General features: G+C 50.4%; 18 protein-coding genes and 1 tRNA gene. 10 read left to right on the top strand and 9 right to left on the bottom strand.

Annotated features, from left to right (window positions below; genetic code table 11):
• The first annotated feature begins 11 nt into the window (after positions 1 to 11).
• Genes P304_RS0100945 through P304_RS0100930 form a run of 4 tightly spaced genes read left to right on the top strand, consistent with a single transcriptional unit; the run spans position 12 to position 5,171 of the window.
• Entirely contained in the window at positions 12 to 1,163 is a 1,152-nt protein-coding gene (locus tag P304_RS0100945) for a pyridoxal-phosphate-dependent aminotransferase family protein (protein WP_027389014.1), read from the top strand.
• A complete protein-coding gene (locus tag P304_RS0100940) occupies positions 1,160 to 2,731 on the top strand; it encodes an NAD(P)-dependent oxidoreductase (protein ID WP_027389013.1) in 1,572 nt (523 codons plus the stop codon). Before P304_RS0100945 ends, P304_RS0100940 begins: the two co-directional genes overlap by 4 nt.
• Positions 2,715 to 3,866, top strand: a complete 1,152-nt coding sequence (locus tag P304_RS0100935) for an ATP phosphoribosyltransferase regulatory subunit (protein ID WP_027389012.1) — start codon at positions 2,715 to 2,717, stop codon at positions 3,864 to 3,866. The genes P304_RS0100940 and P304_RS0100935 overlap by 17 nt, the downstream gene beginning before the upstream one ends.
• An 18-nt stretch (positions 3,867 to 3,884) precedes the next feature.
• Positions 3,885 to 5,171, top strand: coding sequence for an adenylosuccinate synthase (locus tag P304_RS0100930; protein WP_027389011.1), 1,287 nt, complete (start codon positions 3,885 to 3,887; stop codon positions 5,169 to 5,171).
• A 105-nt stretch (positions 5,172 to 5,276) separates the two neighbouring features.
• Here the strand turns inward: P304_RS0100930 and P304_RS0100925 are convergent, their stop codons facing one another.
• From P304_RS0100925 to P304_RS0100895, 8 genes are all read right to left on the bottom strand, one after another.
• On the bottom strand, positions 5,277 to 6,125 hold the full coding sequence (locus P304_RS0100925) for a hypothetical protein (RefSeq protein WP_027389010.1): 849 nt from the start codon (positions 6,123 to 6,125) through the stop codon (positions 5,277 to 5,279).
• Positions 6,112 to 7,584 (bottom strand): FapA family protein, encoded by a 1,473-nt coding sequence (locus P304_RS0100920; protein WP_160164991.1) that lies wholly within the window; start codon positions 7,582 to 7,584, stop codon positions 6,112 to 6,114. The genes P304_RS0100925 and P304_RS0100920 overlap by 14 nt, the downstream gene beginning before the upstream one ends.
• 409 nt (positions 7,585 to 7,993) lie before the next feature.
• Complete coding sequence (gene cydD, locus P304_RS13330) at positions 7,994 to 9,679, bottom strand: thiol reductant ABC exporter subunit CydD (protein ID WP_051321287.1); 1,686 nt, start codon at positions 9,677 to 9,679, stop codon at positions 7,994 to 7,996.
• 79 nt (positions 9,680 to 9,758) lie between these two features.
• On the bottom strand, positions 9,759 to 10,022 hold the full coding sequence (locus tag P304_RS16460; protein ID WP_084417458.1) for a Txe/YoeB family addiction module toxin: 264 nt from the start codon (positions 10,020 to 10,022) through the stop codon (positions 9,759 to 9,761).
• Positions 10,015 to 10,269 (bottom strand): type II toxin-antitoxin system Phd/YefM family antitoxin, encoded by a 255-nt coding sequence (locus P304_RS0100910; protein ID WP_027389008.1) that lies wholly within the window; start codon positions 10,267 to 10,269, stop codon positions 10,015 to 10,017. The genes P304_RS16460 and P304_RS0100910 overlap by 8 nt, the downstream gene beginning before the upstream one ends.
• A gap of 134 nt (positions 10,270 to 10,403) precedes the next feature.
• Entirely contained in the window at positions 10,404 to 10,718 is a 315-nt protein-coding gene (locus P304_RS0100905) for an addiction module antidote protein (protein ID WP_027389007.1), read from the bottom strand.
• A gap of 168 nt (positions 10,719 to 10,886) precedes the next feature.
• Complete coding sequence (locus P304_RS0100900) at positions 10,887 to 11,099, bottom strand: DUF3892 domain-containing protein (protein ID WP_027389006.1); 213 nt, start codon at positions 11,097 to 11,099, stop codon at positions 10,887 to 10,889.
• 163 nt (positions 11,100 to 11,262) lie between these two features.
• Positions 11,263 to 11,994, bottom strand: coding sequence for a hypothetical protein (locus P304_RS0100895; protein ID WP_027389005.1), 732 nt, complete (start codon positions 11,992 to 11,994; stop codon positions 11,263 to 11,265).
• Between the two features lie 445 nt (positions 11,995 to 12,439).
• On the opposite strand from P304_RS0100895, the gene tyrS reads away from it, so the two are divergent.
• The 4 genes from tyrS to uvrC are packed head-to-tail and all read left to right on the top strand — an operon-like array spanning position 12,440 to position 18,272.
• A complete protein-coding gene (gene tyrS, locus P304_RS0100890; protein WP_027389004.1) occupies positions 12,440 to 13,645 on the top strand; it encodes a tyrosine--tRNA ligase in 1,206 nt (401 codons plus the stop codon).
• 9 nt (positions 13,646 to 13,654) lie between these two features.
• Positions 13,655 to 14,929, top strand: a complete 1,275-nt coding sequence (locus P304_RS0100885; RefSeq protein ID WP_027389003.1) for a dihydroorotase — start codon at positions 13,655 to 13,657, stop codon at positions 14,927 to 14,929.
• Positions 14,919 to 16,490, top strand: coding sequence for a tetratricopeptide repeat protein (locus P304_RS0100880; RefSeq protein ID WP_027389002.1), 1,572 nt, complete (start codon positions 14,919 to 14,921; stop codon positions 16,488 to 16,490). Before P304_RS0100885 ends, P304_RS0100880 begins: the two co-directional genes overlap by 11 nt.
• A gap of 12 nt (positions 16,491 to 16,502) precedes the next feature.
• Positions 16,503 to 18,272, top strand: coding sequence for an excinuclease ABC subunit UvrC (uvrC, locus tag P304_RS0100875; RefSeq protein ID WP_160164990.1), 1,770 nt, complete (start codon positions 16,503 to 16,505; stop codon positions 18,270 to 18,272).
• A gap of 75 nt (positions 18,273 to 18,347) precedes the next feature.
• Here the strand turns inward: uvrC and P304_RS0100870 are convergent.
• Positions 18,348 to 18,424: transfer RNA gene (locus P304_RS0100870), tRNA-Ile, on the bottom strand.
• A gap of 237 nt (positions 18,425 to 18,661) precedes the next feature.
• Between P304_RS0100870 and hisF the strand changes: the two genes are divergently transcribed.
• Both hisF and mnmL read left to right on the top strand, forming a co-directional pair.
• Positions 18,662 to 19,447 carry an imidazole glycerol phosphate synthase subunit HisF gene (gene hisF / locus P304_RS0100860; RefSeq protein ID WP_027389000.1) on the top strand — a complete coding sequence of 262 codons (786 nt, stop codon included), beginning with the start codon at positions 18,662 to 18,664 and terminating at the stop codon, positions 19,445 to 19,447.
• Complete coding sequence (gene mnmL / locus P304_RS13325) at positions 19,444 to 20,352, top strand: tRNA modification radical SAM protein MnmL/YtqA (RefSeq protein ID WP_051321286.1); 909 nt, start codon at positions 19,444 to 19,446, stop codon at positions 20,350 to 20,352. The genes hisF and mnmL overlap by 4 nt, the downstream gene beginning before the upstream one ends.
• Positions 20,353 to 20,378 lie beyond the last annotated feature (26 nt).

Raw genomic sequence — 20,378 nt, 5'->3', positions numbered from 1 at the left:
GGCGAGAATTCATGCAAAAGTGTTACCTGATGGCTCCTGGCCCAACTCCGGTTCCCGAATCAGTTTCTTTGCGGATGGCACACCCCGCTATGCATCACCGCACACCCCAATTTTCCGAGATTTTTGCCCGCGTTGAAGCGGGTTTGCAATACTTGTTCCAGACGAAAAACGATGTCCTGATGCTTGCTTGCAGTGGCTCTGGTGCCATGGAAGGTTCTGTTATCAACTTTCTGTGTCGCGGTGAAAAAGCCTTGGTTGTCAATGGCGGAAAGTTTGGCGAGCGTTGGGGGAAAATTGCCCAAGCGTATGGATTGGAAGTTGTCTGGATCAATAGCGACTGGGGCGTGCCGGTCAATCCTGATGATATTGCCGTGGCGCTCAAAAATGATCCTTCTATCGGGGGCGTTTTTATTCAGGCGTGCGATACGTCTGCGACGGTGGCGCATCCGATTCGTGAGGTTGGCGAGATCGTGCGTCAGTACCCGAATGTTGTGTACGTGGTAGATGGGATTACGGCCGTTGGTGTGGCTGACCTTGCCATGGATCGCGACGGGATCGATGTGCTGGTGGTTGGTTCGCAAAAAGCACTGATGCTGCCGCCTGGTCTGGCCTGCGTAGGTGTGAGTGAAAAAGCATGGCAGAAAAACAGCCGCGCCGATCTCCCCCGCTTTTACTTTGACTTCAAAAAAGAGCGCAAAGCACTCGCTGATCAGACAACCGCCTATACGCCAGCCGCCTCGCTGATCATCGGGCTTGATGAAGTGTTGGAGATGATTCGTCAGGAAACGTTGCCTGTCTTATTTGCGCGGCATGATATCTTGGCGCGTGCCACACGTGCGGGGCTCGAAGCGCTTGGACTGAAATTGTTAGCGCCGCAGGCGCCGGCCCTTTCGTGCACAGGTGCCTTTTTGCCTGAATCGGTCGATGGGAAAAAATTTGTCAAATATGTGCGCGATACAATGGGCGTGACCTTTGCTGGCGGTCAGGATCATCTAACTGGTAAAATCATTCGCATCAACCACATGGGCTACGTCGACACCTTTGATGTGGTGATATCGATCAGCGCCATGGAGATGGCACTTGATCATTTCGGATATTCATTTAGGATGGGTGATGGTGTCAGCGCCGCCCAAAAAATCCTCCAAGAAAGGTATCAGAGATGAATATAGTCGTCTGTGATCGGCTGGAAGCTCCAGCAGAAAAAGTCCTACAACAATCGGGACATACCATTGTCCTGCTCGATTCCCCTTCAGAAGAAGAAATCCGGCAACACCTGTGTCAAGCCGAAGCGATTATCGTACGGAGCCATACTACGATCAGTGCTGCGTTGATTGCGGCGGCACCAGCTTTGAAAGTGATTGGGCGGGCTGGAGTCGGCTCTTACAATATTGATGTAGAAGCTGCGAGCAAAGCCGGCGTTGTCGTCTTGCATTCGCCGGATATTTCCAGCACAGCGGCCGCTGAACTTGGATTATGTCTGATTATTGCGGCAGCGCGCCGCTTATGGGAAGCATCGCTTGACCTGCAAAACGGGGTTTGGGATCGCGCTCGGTTGGTTGGCACGGAACTCGGTGGGAAAACACTCGGCATAGTTGGATACGGCAATGTGGGACATAAACTTGCAGCGTATGCAACCGCGCTTAACATGGACGTCATCGCCTGTGATCCGTATGTGCGCAATAGCGGCGATGCCATAGCTTTGCTACCGTTTCAGGATCTCCTTGAACGTTCTGATGTGGTAGTAGCGGCTTGTGCACGTACTCCTGAAACCGAAGGGATGTTTCACGCCGATGTGTTTGCCCAGATGAAAAAAGGGGCCATCTTCGTCAATATCGCGAACGGGAAACTGGTGGTAGAAGACGATCTTATTGCCGCGTTGGATACTGGTCAGCTGACAGCTGCTGCCGTTGATGTGTACCAAAATGAACCAGCTGGAGCGGAGAATCGCGCCGTTCAACATCCGAAGATTTTCACCACACCGCATATTGGTGCCGCGACGACCAAGGCGCAAGAAGGTGTGTGTGTCGATATCGTGAGTAAAGTTTTGAATTACCTGCAAAGCGGTTACGTTGCTGGTTCGATCAACTTGCCGGTTATTGCCGAATCAAACGAAGTGAACATCGCTGGTTACCTTGATCTCGCTGGCAAGCTGGCATCTATTCTGGCGCAACTTGACCGCAAGACGAAAAATTTCACTATCGAATTGAATGGGAAAATTGCTGATATCACGACGAATGCTATCGAAAACGGTGCTATTAAAAGTTTCTTAAAAGCGATGAAAGTGTCTGACGTCAACGACATCAATGCGCCGTTTTTACTCGCCGATCAAGGTGTGGCGTTCACGACGTCACGGGGTGATGCTGGCGGTTCGTTTGTCAATGAGCTGGTGATGTCGACCGATAACGCTTCCATTACGGGCACATTACTGGCAGATAAGTTCCCGCGCATTGTTGAAGTGAACGGCTATCGCATCGAAGCGGTACCGGCCGGGATTATCCTTTTCTTCCGCAACTATAACCGTCCAGGGGTCATAGGGGATATCGGCACATTGCTTGGACAAAAAGGGGTTAATATCGCCAATATGAAGCTTGGTATTCGCGGAGCAGACGAAGCGCTGTGTATGGTCAATATCGACTCTCCCGTCAGTGCTGATGTCCTTGCTGAAATTGCATCGCTGAATAATGTTATCGACTGTCTACAGTTGGAGCTGACTGATGCCGCATCGCAATGAACCGCGCGATATCCCACGCGGGTTTCTCGCCTATACCGATCACCGCGCGAAAACGCTCGCTGCGATTCAGCACTATTCGCTCGAATTGTTTGCGCAGTGGGGTTACCAACGGGTGTATACGCCATCATTAGAGTATGAAGACGTGGTCTGCCGTGCTCTCAGCACGGCTACACTGGCCGACACCTACCGTATTATCGATACGAATAGTGGCCGTGTCTTACTGCTACGGCCAGATTACACCCCCGGTGTAGCTCGGGCGTATGCGGCTTCAGCGGAACAACTCGGTGCTTTTACCCGTTTGTGCTACAGCGGCCCCGTGTTTCGTGCGGTCGATATTCACGAAGGAAATCAGGCGGAAAACATTCAGGTGGGCTGTGAATTTATCGGCTGTGATTCGTTGGTCGCCGACCGAGAAATTCTCCATCTTGCTATGGCTGCCATTCAGCAAATTCTCCCCGAAGAGCCATTGCATATTGTCATCGGTCATGGGCAATTCATTGCGGGGATTTTGCAGGCCTTTGACATTGACACGTACAGCCAACAGCAAATTTTGCAGGCTCTCCATAAAAAAGATATCGCTGAGCTTCAGCGTGCGATTGACGCTTCAGGGACGCAGTACAGTAATCGTCAGGTACTCCTTATGTTGCCAGAACTTACTGGCGGTATAGAGGTGATTGCCCGTGCGCGTACACTGGTGCGTAACTCCCTATCACTGCAGTCACTTGACGAACTTGAAGCTTTTGTACAGCAAATAACCTGCACGGGCGAAGTCACTATTGATCTGACGGAACTCTCGTGTCTTGATTATTATACCGGATGTTATTTTGAGATATTCTCGGCCACGCGGAGTTTGCGACTGGCTGGCGGAGGGCGTTACGACTCGCTGCTGGAGAAATACGCCTGTAAACTGTCCGCCGTCGGATTTGCCGTGTATGCGAATGCACTCGTAAAGTGTGCCGTCCAAAAAGCAACACCACTGGCTGACACGCTGGTCGTCTCACGCTCAGGTGACACGATGGGCGCCGCCGCCGCGGTTGATGCGTTACGACGCGAAGGGAAGACAGCTTTCTGGGTACCAGTGGATGGTACTCTCTATCACCGACATCTTGCCGTTAATCTTGTAGAAATTGCATAGAATCAAGGAGTTTTACGTATGTCTAATCTGGTAATTCTTGGTGCCCAGTGGGGCGATGAGGGAAAAGGGAAAATTGTCGACCTGCTTTCAGAAGACGCTGATGTCGTTGTCCGCTATCAGGGTGGCCACAATGCCGGTCATACGGTAAAAGTTGGCGATGTACAGACCATTCTCCATTTGATTCCGAGTGGGATTCTCCATCCCGGAAAGATGTGCATTATTGGTCAGGGTGTGGTCGTTGATCCGAAAGCGTTACTGGATGAAATCGCGTACCTTGAAGAAAAAGGGATTCAGGTTGCGGGGCAACTCCTTGTGTCTGAACGGGCGAATTTAATTATGCCGTATCACCGTGCGATTGATAAATCGAACGAGTCGCATCGCGGTGAAAAGAAGATTGGAACCACCGGACGCGGTATTGGCCCATGTTATGCCGATAAAATGTCGCGCATTGGTATCCGTCTGTGTGACTTGCTCGAAACCGAACTGTTTGCCGAGCGCCTTGCCGACAACCTGCAAAACTTCAACTATATTTTGAGTAAACTCTATAATCTGCCAGAGCTGAAGTTTAATGACATCTTTAACGAATACCAAGAGTATGGCCGTCAACTGCAACAGTATGTTGCCGACACCAGCCTCTATTTGGCAGACGCACTGGCCGCAGGCAAGAACGTTCTGTACGAAGGTGCACAAGGGACGATGCTGGACGTTGACAACGGAACCTATCCGTATGTTACCTCTTCTTCGTGCTGCGTGGGCGGCAGCCTGACTGGAAGCGGTGTTGGTATTCGTGGCGTTGATAATGCGTTAGGTATTATGAAAGCCTATACCACACGCGTTGGTGAAGGGCCGTTTCCAACCGAATTATTGGAATCCACTGGCGAATTCTTGCGCAAAGAAGGGAACGAGTATGGCGCGACGACTGGACGCCCACGCCGCTGCGGCTGGTTTGATGCCGTGGTCGGGCGCTACGCCGTGCGGACGAACAGCCTGACGGGTGTGTGTATTACCAAGCTTGACGTACTCGACAAGCTCCCTGTTATTAAAATCTGCACCGGCTACCGCGTTGGTGATGAATTGCTGCATGAATTTCCTGCAAGCTTAACGAAGCTGCGTAAAGTTGAACCGGTGTATGAAGAAATGCCGGGCTGGCAGTGTTCTACCGTTGGGACGCAGTCGGAAGCCGATCTTCCCGCAGCGGCGCGCACGTATCTGGCACGCCTTGAAGAACTGTTGCAGTGTCCAATCACGATTGTTTCTACTGGGCCAAAGCGCGATCAGACGTACATTAAAACGAAGATGATCTAGTATCAATTCTGTCTGATTTTATTTATCATATTACCTCACCGCTTCGCACATCTGGTACGAAGCGGTGGGTGTTTTACCGTGACACTATATGTTTTGGTCATGATCCTAGTCGATACAAATAACCCCTTCTTGTTCCTTTATAACGAGTTTTCCTTTACTGGGTTCAAGTGACCGCTCATTATGATTTAGTCGGACAATGACGTTGTTGTGGATCTGATCATTCACAATGATTGAGACCGACTTTACGTTGTTTTTGCTTTTTTGCGAAAGATCCATAAGGTGGTTTCGTTTTTTACACATGAACGCATACGTTTCAAATATCTTTTTAACTTTTGACTTTTCGGCCGGCGTCATGCTTGTTCCGCTTTTTTGCTGAACGGTGAGCGATGAAAGTGTTGCACCTAGGCGCATGATGTTTTCGTCGAGGTGGTGCATTTCATCAGTAACTTTCTCCGCCTGCCGTTTGCGTTCCAGACCCGCATAGTCAACACAGACGAGTGCCGTGGGGAGTCCGCACGCGCCGCCGGCTTTTTGCACTGTCAGGCGGTTGCCTGCCGTAACCACAGCGCCGTTGACGCATCCGCGAACGATCAGGTTTCCGGTACAGGCAATGTTTGCCAGCGAATAAACATCGCCACCGACTTCCAGATTGCCAACGCAAAAGAGCGAGGCCTCTGACTGGACAAAAGACTCAATGAAGGTGTCACCGTGAAGCGTCAGGTGTCCATGCCACAGCTCAAGCATTTCCAGCTCGTAGCCCCGGGATGACTTGCGTATGGCACACGGTTCTTCGGAGTACACCGCTATTTTTCTCTTTGAATCCAGCAGACGCAGGGCGCTGATAAGGCGGCTGGTAATGACGGTATCTTGTGGCAGCAGGACACTTTCTCCACTGAACACATCGTGAACTAGGCGCATGCCGACTTTGAGTTGATTTGGGCTAAGGAGTTTCATTGTGCCCCTCCGAAGCTTTCAGGGTGGCAATGACAATAGCGCAGGTGGCAGGATCATAACGGAAAATGATGTCGTGCAGTACCGTATCAATTTTGCGCGTTGAAGCGTACATAAACACCACGGTTCCTTCTGCAACACGTTTAACTTCAATTTTTCCGGTTTTATCTTTCAAAAAGTCCAGTACGAGAGTTTCTTTCTGGGCAACCTCATCATGAATGGCACGCATTTCGGTACGCAGTTTGCCGACAAGGGTATTGCCTCGGATCATTGCGGAAACGTCCGTCTTGCTTGTGTGAGGAGCATTGTGCGCGATTTGCGCTTCGGCCACCTTACTTTCCCGGCTGACGATAACGCTCTCAAAAAGACGCTCGGCAAGTGCGGAACGATAGAGATTAATAGTCTGATGGATGGCAAAGTGGTGCGAAATGATCAGGTGTGAGTTGCTGCCAGCGCTGGCCATGACAGTGTCAATTCTGATGAGCTTTGACGCGCGGATGGTTGACGAACACACCTCTTTGATAGTGGCATTGGCACAGGTAATGTCGCAACAGAACACCGACGAAATAAAGGCATTTTGCGCGGCAAAGATCGTTGTATGTTCGGTACGCATTGCCGTGAAATTCCCGGTCGTGCGTGCTGAGCCGTGGCAAATCCCTTTGACGTGGATATGGTGCCCACGCAAGTCTGCACCCGGCTCGACATCTCCCTGAATGGTGATGTTGCCATTGGTTACGACCTCGCAGCCGCTTCTGACCGCTCCCATGATCGTGACATCTCCAATAGTACGAATATGCCCTGTTTCAATGCTTACATCATGGTTGATTACCAACGAGCGCTCAACTGAAAGAAAATTATTCCGCAACCGCACCGAGCCATTCTGGACGGCAAAATACTCTCTGTGTGTTTCGTTTTCTTCTTTACGCACCGAGGAGGGATCAAACTCAATCCGGTGCACTAGGGAGCCATCATTTGCACGTAAAGGATTGCCAAAGACATCGACACCGGGCTCGCCACGGGTGGGAAAAGTGACCGAAGCCAGCAAATCGCCGCGCGACACCAGCGTGACAAAGTCGCGTTCCTTGTAATCAAAACGGCCTCCCGGCAATTCCTGCCCCGCTTTCAGGGTGGTCGGGAAAAAGACAGCGAGTTCCGAATCCCGTCCATGCTGTGGCGGGATACCATGAGCAATAACCTCACGAAAAGGCTTTTCCCATTTTGTGGCGCTTTGGAGTGCAATTGCGACCAGCTCTTCCAGCGTCTCATGCCAGATAAACCGTTCCTGAATCCGCATTTCCCGAAGAGAGTCAAGCACAGCATCTTTCAGGTGTGATGGGGCAACACGCTCCAGAATCAGCGGATCGACACAGAGAGTGGCGCTATTTGTGTCTTCAGAGTACACAACGGTGATGTATTCCATGCCTTTTCCTTGCTTGGCGCCATAATGAGGACAGCGACGCATCGTCGCTCTATCGAATAAATAAAACAGTATTTGGAGAGCAAAGAGGCCGGGAAAATACATCGCTGCCAGTATGCTGTTCGATGTCAATACCTGCACATTACTGAGTTCGCAAACCAGTCACAGGCACATTGATCTTGAAGCTTCTGCAGCATCAACACCCGCATATGCAGAACTGCGCAAGCTCGCTACGGGCACGATGAGACTCAGAAAAACATACTGAGAAGGAGTGGAGACAACATCTCGCAAAAATCTCTTCCTCATAAAACACTGTCATTTTCCTGTTACCATGACTGGTCAAGAGTGTCAAGGGAAATGCAGCTGTGAAATCGAGTAACATTTTTATCCCTGATTCAGGTTGGAAAAAAGCGCTTTACAATCATTAGCGGTAAAATGTGAAGCTTGCTGTAAGCTAACTCTCGAAAGAAGGCAGAGTAATAACCCGACCGGCATAGTGCGCCGCCTGCTCGCGGTGTGTCACCATGATAGTTGTTTTTCCTCGTGCCAATTCTTGCAGCGCTTCTAGGATGATAGCTTCATTTTCATGATCAAGCCCGGCGGTTGGTTCATCAAGCAGGAGGACGGGCGCATCTTTTAAGAAGGCACGGGCAAGTGCCACGCGTCGCCCTTCTCCGCCGGAAAGCAGACGACCTTGTTCTCCGACTTCTGTGTGAATCCCCTTGTCGAAATGTTGGCAAAAGTCGATTACACGAGCTTTGCTCGCTGCGCGGTGCACCTCTGCGGCAGTTGCGTCCGCTTTGGCTAGCAAAATATTTTCGTAGATAGTTCCATAAAATAGCGCGGGATTTTGTGAAACCCACACCACATTGTCACGCCAACTCGCCAGTGAAAGGTGATGAAGGGGAGTGCCGTTGATGGAAATTTCCCCATGCTGAACCGGAATAAATCCCAGTAATAGCTGGAGTAAGGTTGTTTTTCCTGCGCCACTTTCGCCAGTAATCGCCACCCATTCGCCGGAGCGAAACGTTTCGCTAAAATTGACAAGTGCCGGTTGTTCACGCCCCGCATAGGTGTATGAAACATTATCGCACACAAGCGTAATGCCATCGTTCGGGTGCGGAACCGTAAGATGCCCTTCTGTCGGCGCTTCCGCTGGTGTGTGCAGCAGTGCGACAATTCCATCCGCCGCGCCAAGCGCTTCGGCACGCGCATGATAGTGCGTTCCCAATTCGCGCAGCGGTTGGTAAAATTCTGGAGCCAGTAACAGGATAAAAAGCCCAGTTTGCAGCGTGAGTTCCCGCCCGTACAGTCCAAAATCTACATAACCCAAATAATGCAATCCCAGATAAACGGCGCTCATAGCAATAGCAACAGCGGTAAAAAATTCAAGTATTGCGGAAGAAAGAAAAGCAACACGCAGTACCGACATCGTCCCTTTGCGGTACTCTTCAGAAGCCGCGGCAATCCGCTGCGATTCTGCTTTCGAGCGTCCGAGCAGTTTGAGCGTTGTCAGGCCGCGCAATGTGTCAAGAAAACGAACACTCATCCGCCCGAGCGTTACAAAGTGTTTTTCGTGTAGCGATGCCGCATTACGCCCGACGAGTGTCATAAAAAAGGGGATCAGCGGCGCCGTAATCAGTAAAATACTCCCTGCCGCCCAACTGACCGGAAAAATGGCGCTGGCAATCAGCACAGGAACAATCATCGCGATATATTTTTGCGGCACATAGTGAGCTACGAAGTTGTGCAAGGCCTCGGTGCGCTCCAGTGTTATGGTTGCCAGTGTTCCTGCCGGAGTGAGTGCGATGTAAGCAGGGCCAAGTCTGGCAAGCTGCGCAAGAATATCATTGCGTACGTGCGTGCGGACAACTTCGCCAGCGCGCTGCCCCGCAAGCTCGCGCCCCGCATTGGCCAATGCGCGTAGGACAATGGCTCCCGCCACGAGTGCCAGAGAAGGTAAAAGCGCAGGCAGCGGGACGCGGTCAATAAACCCTTGCGCAATAATACTGGCGAAAAGCCATGCTTGAAAAATCACTAAAATAGCAGAGGTTGCGCCACAGGCGATTGCACCGAATATCCAAAAACGTGCCGGAGAGCTTATCTTTTTGAGCCAGATTTGCGGAGTTGGTGTTGTCATGTTTTCCCGAAATGGTGATTATTTGCGTTGCCGCTATTTTTATTTGCGCCGTGTTGGCTGTACTGTGGAAGAGCTGAATTTAATAGTGATAACGACACGAAATGATCGTAATTGCATGGTCATCAACTGCGTAGACTAATCGATTCGTATCATCTATACGCCGCGACCAAAAACCAGCTAAGTTTTCCTTTAATGGCTCTGGTTTGCCAATACCTTCAAAGGGTGAGCGTCTAACGTCGTTTATAAGCTTGTTTATTCGTGTAAGCGTTTTTTTGTCTTGGGTTTGCCAATACAGGTAGTCGCTCCATGATTCGTCAGTCCATGACAGGAAACGACTACTCATCAATCACGTCTCTGCGGGTTACCTTGCCTGCTTTGAACTGTTCAATTGAGCGATTCAAATGCTCAGCATTTGCCGGTGAGCGCAATAGGTGTACCGTTTCCATCAGACTGTTGTAGTAGGTTAGCGACATAACAACAGCATCTTCCGAATCACGGCGAGTAATCACTGCGGTATCTGCGTCATTAACAACGGAATCCAATACCGCTTTCAGACTATTTCTTGCTTCTGTAAAAGACACGATTCTCATAGAGCCTCCACCTGTACATTTTACAGGACAAGTATAGCCTTAAGCCTTAACATGTGCAACATAATGAACATGTCGATGGTGGCAGGTAACGCCCAATCTTATCCGCGCCACGAAGCGACATCGGAGGGAGCGCTTTACTGGGAATGATTTGAGACATTCACCGCTTCCGCGTGCAACTTCAAACCCAGCGCTGCCATGACTTTAAGGATGGTGTCGAACCCGGGAGTTCGTTCTCCTGAAAGCGCTTTGTAGAGGCTTTCACGCGATACGCCTGCGTCGCGTGCGACTTGTGACATACCTTTCGCACGGGCGATGTCACCAAGGGCTTTTGCGATAAAGGCAGCGTCCCCATTTGCCTCCTCCAGGCATGCTTCCAGATATGCGGCCATTTCTTCAGGGGTACGGAGATGCTCTGTAACATCGTAACGGGAAGTAACTGTCTTTTTCATACGTTATCCTAAAGATTACGAGCAAGGTGTAGAGCGGTTTTAATGTCTCTTGACTGGCTGCTAGCCGTTGTATCACCTGTTGCCGCTCCTCTTGAGGTCGGCAAACGTGGAACTGGCAAATACTTGATATGGAAGCGAGTGCTGCGTATTGTTAGTACGGTGCTTCTCTCATTGTTTATTTACATTATTGGAGTCAGTCGCATCTGGGTTAGAACGAACATAAGCTTCACCGTTTATTGTTACGACATGATGACTGGGGTGTTTCCCCGCTTCTATTTCACGAACCAACTGTTCTCGATCAACAACACCCCGCCCAGGAATTGTATATGAGTCATTTTCACCATTTTTTCCGTCTTTATTGCCGCGAATATTCTTAGCCATAGGATCCCCACCTCGTCGTTTTATCTAACTATAACCATCTATCTTATGGTCATGGCCTGTAGCGATTAATGTTGGCACCTTATTTTGAACTTCAATCGAGTTCTAACGCCAAGCTTAACTGAGGAAGGCCACAATGCGGCCTGACGTTGACTGGAGCGACGTATTAGAAGACGTTTTTTGTTATCCACTCAGCGCCCTGCAATAATTCGTCAACCTGTTCTTTTGTAGGCTCTGCATCTTTCTTATGCGAACAAAGGTTGCGCAAATCAGCCAAGTAACTGATTTTGCGCCATGCGGGCGTGTCAATAACCGACGCCGCTTTTAACGGATCATTGAGATCGGCAATCGTCGGATGTTTTTTTGTAATTTTTACTCCATGAGCATTTGCAACCTTTTGCAAATGTCCTTCTATTACCACTCCCACTAGTGCTCCAGCCGCACGCAAACTTACCTTTGCCAATTGCCGTGCCACTTTAACCTCGCTATCCTGAATCTCAGCGTATAACTCACCCTCGATATTTCCCAGTACCGAATCAACGCGCTCGCCTATAGAATTTAATATCGTAAGCTGGTTGAAGAAACAAGTGAGCACTTGATTCCGTATATTGAAATCTGGGTAGCTATGCCTATTTGGAGCAACGCCCTTAAGGAAATCCTGAATCACATAAGTGCCATAACCAAGGGATTTTCGTTTTGGGTCGATTTCGTAATAGCCACGGAATTCAGTATGTCTATCAGGTGCGAGGGTAGCTACAGCCTTCAGTGCTCTTGTGTACCAGCGCTGGTATTTGTATTGAAACTGCTTATCTTCCTCATTTTGGAAGGCGACAGCTAGCTTTGCTCCCTCTTGGTAGAGGGCGTCTAATTCTTTGTGGATAATCGCGCGTTTAGTCATAGCGTCTCAGTCTTCTAACATTGCAATAAGGAGAATCTTTTCCGCATATCATACCCCTCTATCAGGAAAATTTTCATATTCTGTGACCCTAAAGCAACAAACGCATAAAATTGTATTCCGCATCCTTCCGTGTTGCAACGATAAATGTAAAAAAGTTCTTTTTGCCTCTATCGCGAGAGTAGGGGCAAAATATGAAGAGTGCGACAATTTACGTCCCAACAAACCTTAACGCTCATGAATCAGGTTCGTTCCGTCTTGCGTCATCCTCTGCCGTGGTCTGGCGGGCAATAAACAGCGCATCACACGGCACAGGCAAGTCATGCACCCACAATTTACAGAGCGCGATTCCCCGGACTGGTCGCGTGCCAGCCACATAATTCCCTTGAGTCGCACCCCTGTTTTTCGTTACCATGCCGAGAATAATTCCTTACGGAGGCATGGCCTGATGTTTTTACCGATAGACGAGCAATTAGCACTTATGAAGCGCGGTTGCGCAGAGCTGATAAATGAAGCGGAACTTCGCGAGAAACTGAAAAAGAATCGTCCTATGATCGTCAAAGCGGGCTTTGACCCGACTGCGCCGGATTTGCACCTCGGGCATACCGTGCTGATCCAGAAGCTGCGCCACTTCCAGCAACTTGGCCATCACGTTCACTTTCTGATTGGTGATTTCACCGGAATGATCGGTGATCCGACTGGTAAAAATGAAACGCGCAAGCCTCTGACGCGCGAAGATGTGTTGCGCAATGCCGAAACCTACAAAGAGCAAATTTTCAAAATCCTTGACCGTGAAAAAACCACGGTTGTTTTCAACTCCGAATGGCTGACGAAGCTTGATATTTATTCGTTTATGGAGCTTGCGGGCAAGACGACTGTGGCGCGGATGCTAGAGCGTGATGATTTTCAAAATCGCTATAAAAGCGGGAGTGAAATCAGCATTGTTGAGTTTTTCTATCCTTTATTTCAGGGCTACGATTCCGTCGCCATGAAAGCCGATATCGAACTGGGCGGCACCGACCAAAAGTTTAACCTGCTCATGGGGCGTGTACTGCAAAAACGCTACGGCCAAGAAGAACAGTGCGTGCTGACCATGCCGATTTTGGAAGGGACAGACGGCGTGCAGAAGATGTCGAAGTCGCTGGGCAACTACATCGGCATTAACGAAGCGCCAGACGCCATGTTCGGTAAAATCATGTCGATTTCTGACGATCTGATGTTCCGCTACTACGAACTGTTGAGCGATCGCACGCTCGACGAAATTGCCGATATGCGCCAGAAAATGGCCAGTGGTGAGCTGCATCCGAAACACATCAAAATGGCGCTTGGCAGTGAACTGGTTGATCGTTACCATGGTGCTGGAGCTGGCGCCGATGCGGCAAGTAATTTCGATAAAGTATTTGCCAATAAAGAAAATCCCGACGAGATGCCGGAGTTTGACTTTTCCCTGGCACAAGAAGACCGCCGTCTGAGTGCCTTTATTGCTTCCATCGCTTTTGCCAAAAGTAATGGCGAAGCGCGACGGTTGATTGGTCAAGCTGGAGTGTCGCTTGACGGAGAGACGGTCAGCGACGAAAATTATGAATTTACAACGGCAGGGACATTCGTTCTGAAAGTGGGCAAACGCCGCTTTGCACGTATCACAGTAAGGTAAGGAGAATCTATGCTACTCATTCAACAAGGCCACCTTGTCAACCCTGCGACGAAGAGAAGCGAAGTTTGCGACATTCTAATTGATGGGGACACCATCACCAGCATAGCTCCTTCGATTGAAGCACCAGCGGGTGCGACCGTCATCGATGCGCGTGGCAAACACATTTTCCCCGGTTTTATCGATCTGCATGTTCATCTGCGCGACCCTGGCTTAGAATATAAAGAAGACATTCATACCGGTTCGGATGCGGCGGCTAAAGGGGGATTTAGTACCGTCTGCTGCATGCCGAATACGTTACCCGTCAATGATTCTAAAACCGTCACGACCTATATCGTGAATAAGGCCAAAGCGTATGGCAAATGCCGCGTGTTGCCGTATGGTTCGATTTCCAAAGGGATGAAAGGTGAAGTGCTGACTCCGATGGCAGAACTGCTGGAAGCTGGCGCCATCGGTTTTAGTGACGACGGCAAAAACGTCGATAATGCCGAAATGATGAAAATTGCGCTCGAATACAGTTCCATGTGGAACGCGTTGATTGCCGCACATACCGAAGATCCGCACATCGGCAAAGGTGGCGTGGTGCACGAAGGGTTTTACTCGTCAAAAACCGGCCTGAAAGGGATTCCTGATATTACTGAATCGTTGGGCGTCGCACGCGATATCGAGCTGGCCTACTATACTGGTAATCGCGTCCATTTCTGTCACGTATCAAGCAAGCGGAGTATCGAGTTAATTCGTCAGGCGAAGGCCAGTGGTCTGCCTGTCACCGCTGAAGTGACACCGCACCATTTGTTCCTCAATGATAGTGCCATCGAAACCTACGATACCAATTTCAAAATGAACCCACCGCTCCGCTCTGAAGAAGACCGCCTTGCCTGCATAGCAGGACTGCTGGACGGGACGCTTGACGCCATTGCCACTGACCACGCACCGCATGCCATTGGCGATAAAGAGAAAGAATTCGACAACGCACCCTTCGGCGTTATCGGGCTGGAAACGGCATTACCTGTGACGCTTGACCTTGTGCATCAAGGAAAAATGACGTTGGAGGAGTTGATAGCTGCACTTACCGTAAAACCAGCGGCCATCTTGGGGCGTAGCGACCTTGGCGACGTTAGCGTGGGGCGCATAGCCGATCTTTCGCTATGGGATTTATCCGCGACGGATACGATTGACGATAGCTACTTCGCATCTAAATCGCATAACTCTTGCTTCAAAGGGCGCCAGGTTGTTGGGCGTAACACGTTGACACTTTTTGGTGGAAAGCCGGTTTATGAACGCTAATTTCACGCGCCTGTTTTCCTCTGGCCTGCTGGTGATGCTGCTATGGAGTGGCACCGTATTGGCGAATGTCGACAACTTGCAAGTAGCACGGAAGCTTCTGGCAGACTCGCTCTTCAGCGAAGCGGCGACCCTTCTGGTGGAATATGTCAATGAACACAGTGACGATGCGCATGCTATCCATATGCTTGGCCTCGCTGAGTTCGGGATGGAAAATTACCGCGAAGCGTTGCGCTGGTTTCTTATTTCGGACAACAAAGATACTACCAAGGCGCTCAAGGCCATCAATGCCAATTACATGGCACAGTCGTATGAGTTTTTAGGTGACTTAAAGAGTGCATTGGCTGCCTATGATGTTTTCCTGGAAGGCCAACCGGATGACGAAACCCGTCATGGAGCCGCGAGCATTGCTTACGAACTGGGTGAATATCGCCGCTCACTTGCCTATCTCGATACCATTAGCCGTAACTACCCGCACATGGAAACTGTTATTTTCGACCGGATGCGCAACCTGTACCATCTGGGGCAGATCAACGAAGCGCTTGAAGTGGCGCAAAAGGTTCAAATCAATAAGCTTGATCCCGAAAATGCGCTCGAATTACTTTACTACCAGTATAATATCGCCTTAGAACAGAAAAATTTCCGTGTTGCTTTCGAACGGCTTGAAGCTATTTTGCCGCGCCTTTCCGCGCCCAGCCGTGAGGTTTGGCAGCAGTATATTGCCTTGGCCGCACAGCAAGGGAAGGGCGATAAATTGCTCCAGCAAGGGGAGCGGTATCTCCGCGCATTTGGAACGGATCGCACTGTCATGGCGACGCTCACCAGTTATCTGCGGAATAATTTTACCACAACCGCTCCCAGTGTGATGGCCAAATTCAGCCCGTTGCACGACGACTTCCGTCGCCTGTACTTGCGCAAGCTCTATGCGATTGGCAGTCATCAGGAGTTAGTAAAAGAGGTAGAACAAAAAGCGATCGCCGATAGTGATATCGTCTTAATGTTTGTCGATTCGCTCGGCAAACTTGATCGCCGGAGCGAAGCGCTCCGTTACATTAACATCAGCCTGAGCCACGCGCGCGATACGCAGGAACGGCTGGCACTGCTAAACATCAAATATGATGTCATTGTCACCAACCAAGGAGATCGGCTTGCACTTTCGCAAGAAATTTATGAACAGTTCCCTTCGGGTGCCAGCTACTACAATTATCTTGCCGACCTCTATGCGGCTGGAAAATATCAAGACGTTGTCACACTCCTCCAAGCCAAACCCTATAGCGGTGCTGATGCCGCATTGGTAGCGTATATGGAAGGGAATAGCGCTCTTGAATTGCGAGCCTATCCAACCGCGCTGGCGGCATATGGACGGGTCAAGACTGAAGACAACACGCTTCGGCTCAATACATTGCACCGCACTGCATATGTGTACGATACACAAGGAAATATGGCAGAAGCGATACGCTTCTATCGCCAAGCACTGGAACTGGCAGGCGACGCTCCCGCCATTGCCCAAGAGATTCAAAACCGCATTGATAGTATTCAAGCGGCGCAATCACCGAAACCATAAACCATCATGCTGATGGCAGAAATGATTCAAACGGCTCCCGACGAGCCAGGCATTTACAAAATGTTTGGCTCTGGTGGAGTCATTTTGTATGTCGGGAAAGCGAAGTCGCTGAAAAAACGACTGAAAAACTATCTGAGCAGCGACCTTTCGCCGAAAATCAGCAAAATGGTGGCTCTGGTAGAGCACGTCGAGTGCGTGCGCGTGTTTAACGAAAACGAAGCCTTCATCCTCGAAAACACGCTTATTAAGCAACACCAGCCGCGCTACAATACCTTGCTGCGTGACGATAAAACCTACCCTTTTATCCGCATCGATTTCCGTCACCCATATCCCCGCATTGACACGGTACGCCGCATAAAAGCCGATGGAGCACGCTACTTTGGCCCGTATGTTCACGGCAGCAGTGTGTTTCGCCTCTTACGTCTGTTGGCGCATCTGTATAAGCTGCGCAGCTGCTCCAATACCGAGTTCGCACGGCGTACCAAGCCGTGTATCGAATACGAAATCGGCAATTGCCTCGCGCCTTGCGTATATGATGTTGCGGCGGCCTACCGTGCCGAACTTGATGAACTGATTGCTTTTCTCAAAGGAAAGAGTAAGCGGACAATCGAGCGAATGGAACAGCAGATGCGCCATTTCGCGCAGGTACTCGACTTTGAGCGTGCCGCCGAAGTGCGTGACCGCCTTGCGTCGCTCTCTACCGTGCTTGCGAGCCAGACCGTACTTGATCAACGCAGCTATGATGCGGATGTGTATTGGATTGAACCCTTGCCGCGTCAGGAGCGCTACCTTGCTTCCATGCTGATTGTCCGTGATGGCAAGCTTTCCGGAAGCCTTGTCAAACGGCTGGCTGGAGCACAAAGTGACGACGATGCGGTCGAATCCCTTATCGGCCAGTACGCCGCCGGATTGCAGCCACCACAGATGATTATCTGCAACCTTGCGGCACCCGAAAGTGTTCACCATTTCTTGCGTGAAAGCCGGATCGAATTTATCACACCGCAACGGGGTTATAAAAAACGGACACTAGAGCTGGCGCAGATGAATCTCAGCCGCCATCGCGAAAAAGTTGAGGCCGACCTGAGCGAACAATTGCGGCAGATGTTTGGCCTTACTCGCCTGAGTCGCATTGAATGTTTCGATATCTCCGCTTTTCAGGGAAGCTATCCCATTGGTTCGATGTCCGTGTGGGAGGAAGGGGAACTTCATCCGGCGGCCTATCGCTTATTCAAGCTCGAAGGATTTACGCAGAACGACGACTATCAAATGATGTACACCACGCTCTTGCGACGTTTTACGGGAACGTTGGCGCACGAGCCCCATCCCGATATTCTGGTGATTGACGGCGGCGCATCGCAACTCGATATGGCACTGAAAGCATTAAGCGAAGCGGGCGTTTCTCTACCGCTTACCGTTGCTATCTCAAAAGGACGCAGTGCCAAACGGCGTGGGGAGGCAAAGTCAATATTTGACGAAATTCATCTTCCCGGACGCAAAAATACACTCGCCATTAAGCCAAACTCACCACTACGGATTTTCCAACTCGTACGCGACGAAGCGCACCGCTTTGGCATTACCGCTCACAGCAAAGGGCGCGACCGTGAAAGCCAGACCAGCACGCTACTCTCACTTTCCGGAATCGGCCCTGGAACCCTAAAGCAACTTCTGATGCATTTTGCCAGCTTTGAGGAAATGGCCGCTTACCCAGAGCGTGTTTGCACCCTTATCGGGGAAAAGAAGGGAAAGATACTGCTTGATCATTTGGCGAAAAATTTAGGGTAGGCTCAATACGGCACAACTAAAGCAGCCACCTGATACGCTTTGGCGCGTTCTGGTGGCTGTTCGTAATGTGCATGATGGTGGGCCCGCTGTGACTCGAACACAGGACCGCTCGGTTATGAGCCGAGAGCTCTAACCAACTGAGCTACGGGCCCTCTAAAAGGAAGCTCTTTATGCCGGAGAGTGCAAAAAAACGCAAGGAATTTTTCGTGCCAGTATGCTTTCAGGAGCGCTTCAATACTCCCAATAGGTTCAGCTCGGCAGTGTCCTCGTCGAAAAAATGTTACCTTGAGAAGGGTTCCTCTGTGCGGGAAATGATTTCTTTGATAGTATCCACCCTGTTTTGAAGAAAGACAGAAACAGCGCATCATATTCAGAGTAGAAGGTGGTCTATGCTCACAAAAAGAATTATCCCCTGCCTCGACGTTGCTGCCGGGCGGGTTGTTAAAGGGGTCAATTTCGTCAACTTGATTGATGCCGGAGATCCCGTCGAAGTTGCCAAACGCTATAATGCCGAAGGGGCTGACGAAATTACGTTTCTTGATATCACGGCTTCGAGCGATAATCGCGGTATTCTGCTGGATGTCGTGCGGCGCACGGCAGATCAGATTTTTATTCCGCTGACCGTTGGCGGAGGAGTTCGTACCATCGAAGATATCCGCGCCTTACTGGGAGCTGGTGCCGATAAAGTGAGCATCAACACCGCCGCGGTGCATACTCCCGAATTAGTGCGTGAAGCGTCTAAAGTTTTTGGTTCGCAGTGCATTGTTGTGGCGGTTGACGGCAAGCAAGTTGCTCCGGGGAAATGGGAAATTTTCACTCACGGCGGACGCAATCGCACGGGTATTGATGCCGTAGAATGGGCACAGAAAATGGAAGCGCTCGGTGCTGGCGAAATCCTTCTGACCAGTATGGATCGGGATGGCACAAAAGCGGGCTACGATTTAGACTTTACCCGTGCCGTATCTACCAGCGTCGGCATTCCTGTCATTGCCAGTGGTGGTGTTGGCACACTCGAACATATTGCCGAAGGCTTCACCAAGGGGGCGGCGGACGCTGCACTTGCGGCATCAATTTTTCACTTTGGCACCTATACCATTGACGAAACCAAAGCCTATTTGCAAACACAGGGAATTCCCGTTCGCTACCCCGTCTATCGGGTCGAGGTCGCTGTTTGAGTGCCAAAGGATATCTTAGCCTGAGTGAATACTATCGGCAGCGGTACGGCAAAAAAGTTTATAAAGTTCCTATTGATGCCGGCTTTAGTTGCCCGAACCGCACCTCTCGTCAGGAAGGTGGTTGTGTTTACTGCTCCGGCAGTGGCGCCGCCGCCGCCATTGCCGCCGAAAATAGTCACGACATTGCTACTCAGGTGATCCGCAATATTGCTTACCTGAAACGACGCTTTAAAGCCGAAAAATTTGTGGCCTATTTTCAGGCCTACACCAACACCGTTGGCACTCCAGCGCAACTCAGCGAGCTGTGGCAAGCTACGCTTGACCAGAGTGCTGACTTTATAGGTCTTTCCGTGGGGACACGACCAGACTGTTTGCCGGATGAAATACTCGATGTGCTCTGCGAATTTTCACGCCGTGGCTACGAAGTGTGGGTTGAACTTGGCGTACAAAGCCTGAAGGACGAATCGCTCCAGTTTATCCGCCGTGGACATAGCGTTGCCACTGCACTCGATAGCATTGCTCGCTTACGCCATCGTTCACTGAACGTCTGCGTGCACGTTATTTTTGGCCTCCCAACAGAAACACTGGACGAGGCGGTTGCGCATGTGCAGCAGCTTGGCGAAGCAGGAATAGATGGGATTAAAATCCATATGCTGCATATTCTGGAAGGAACTGACCTTGCCACGCTCTATCATGCGAACCCTTTTCCCATGCCGACGCGGCAAGAGTACGCTGCCGCTGTCGCCAGCGCTATCGCCACGCTCCCTGCACACGTTGTGGTGCAACGACTCACGGGGGATGCTCCAGCTCACGAAGTGTTAGTCGCCCCACTTTGGATTGCTGATAAAATGGCCACATTGCGTGAAATTGAATTGGCAATTGAGCGTTTATATGCGGTAGTATAGCTACCACTTAGCAGCGAAGCAGACGC

The sequence above is a fragment of the Chrysiogenes arsenatis DSM 11915 genome, from assembly GCF_000469585.1.
Taxonomy (GTDB): domain Bacteria; phylum Chrysiogenota; class Chrysiogenetes; order Chrysiogenales; family Chrysiogenaceae; genus Chrysiogenes; species Chrysiogenes arsenatis.
Note: the sequence above shows the minus strand (reverse complement) of the source record. Positions and strands in the feature narration are given on the sequence as shown.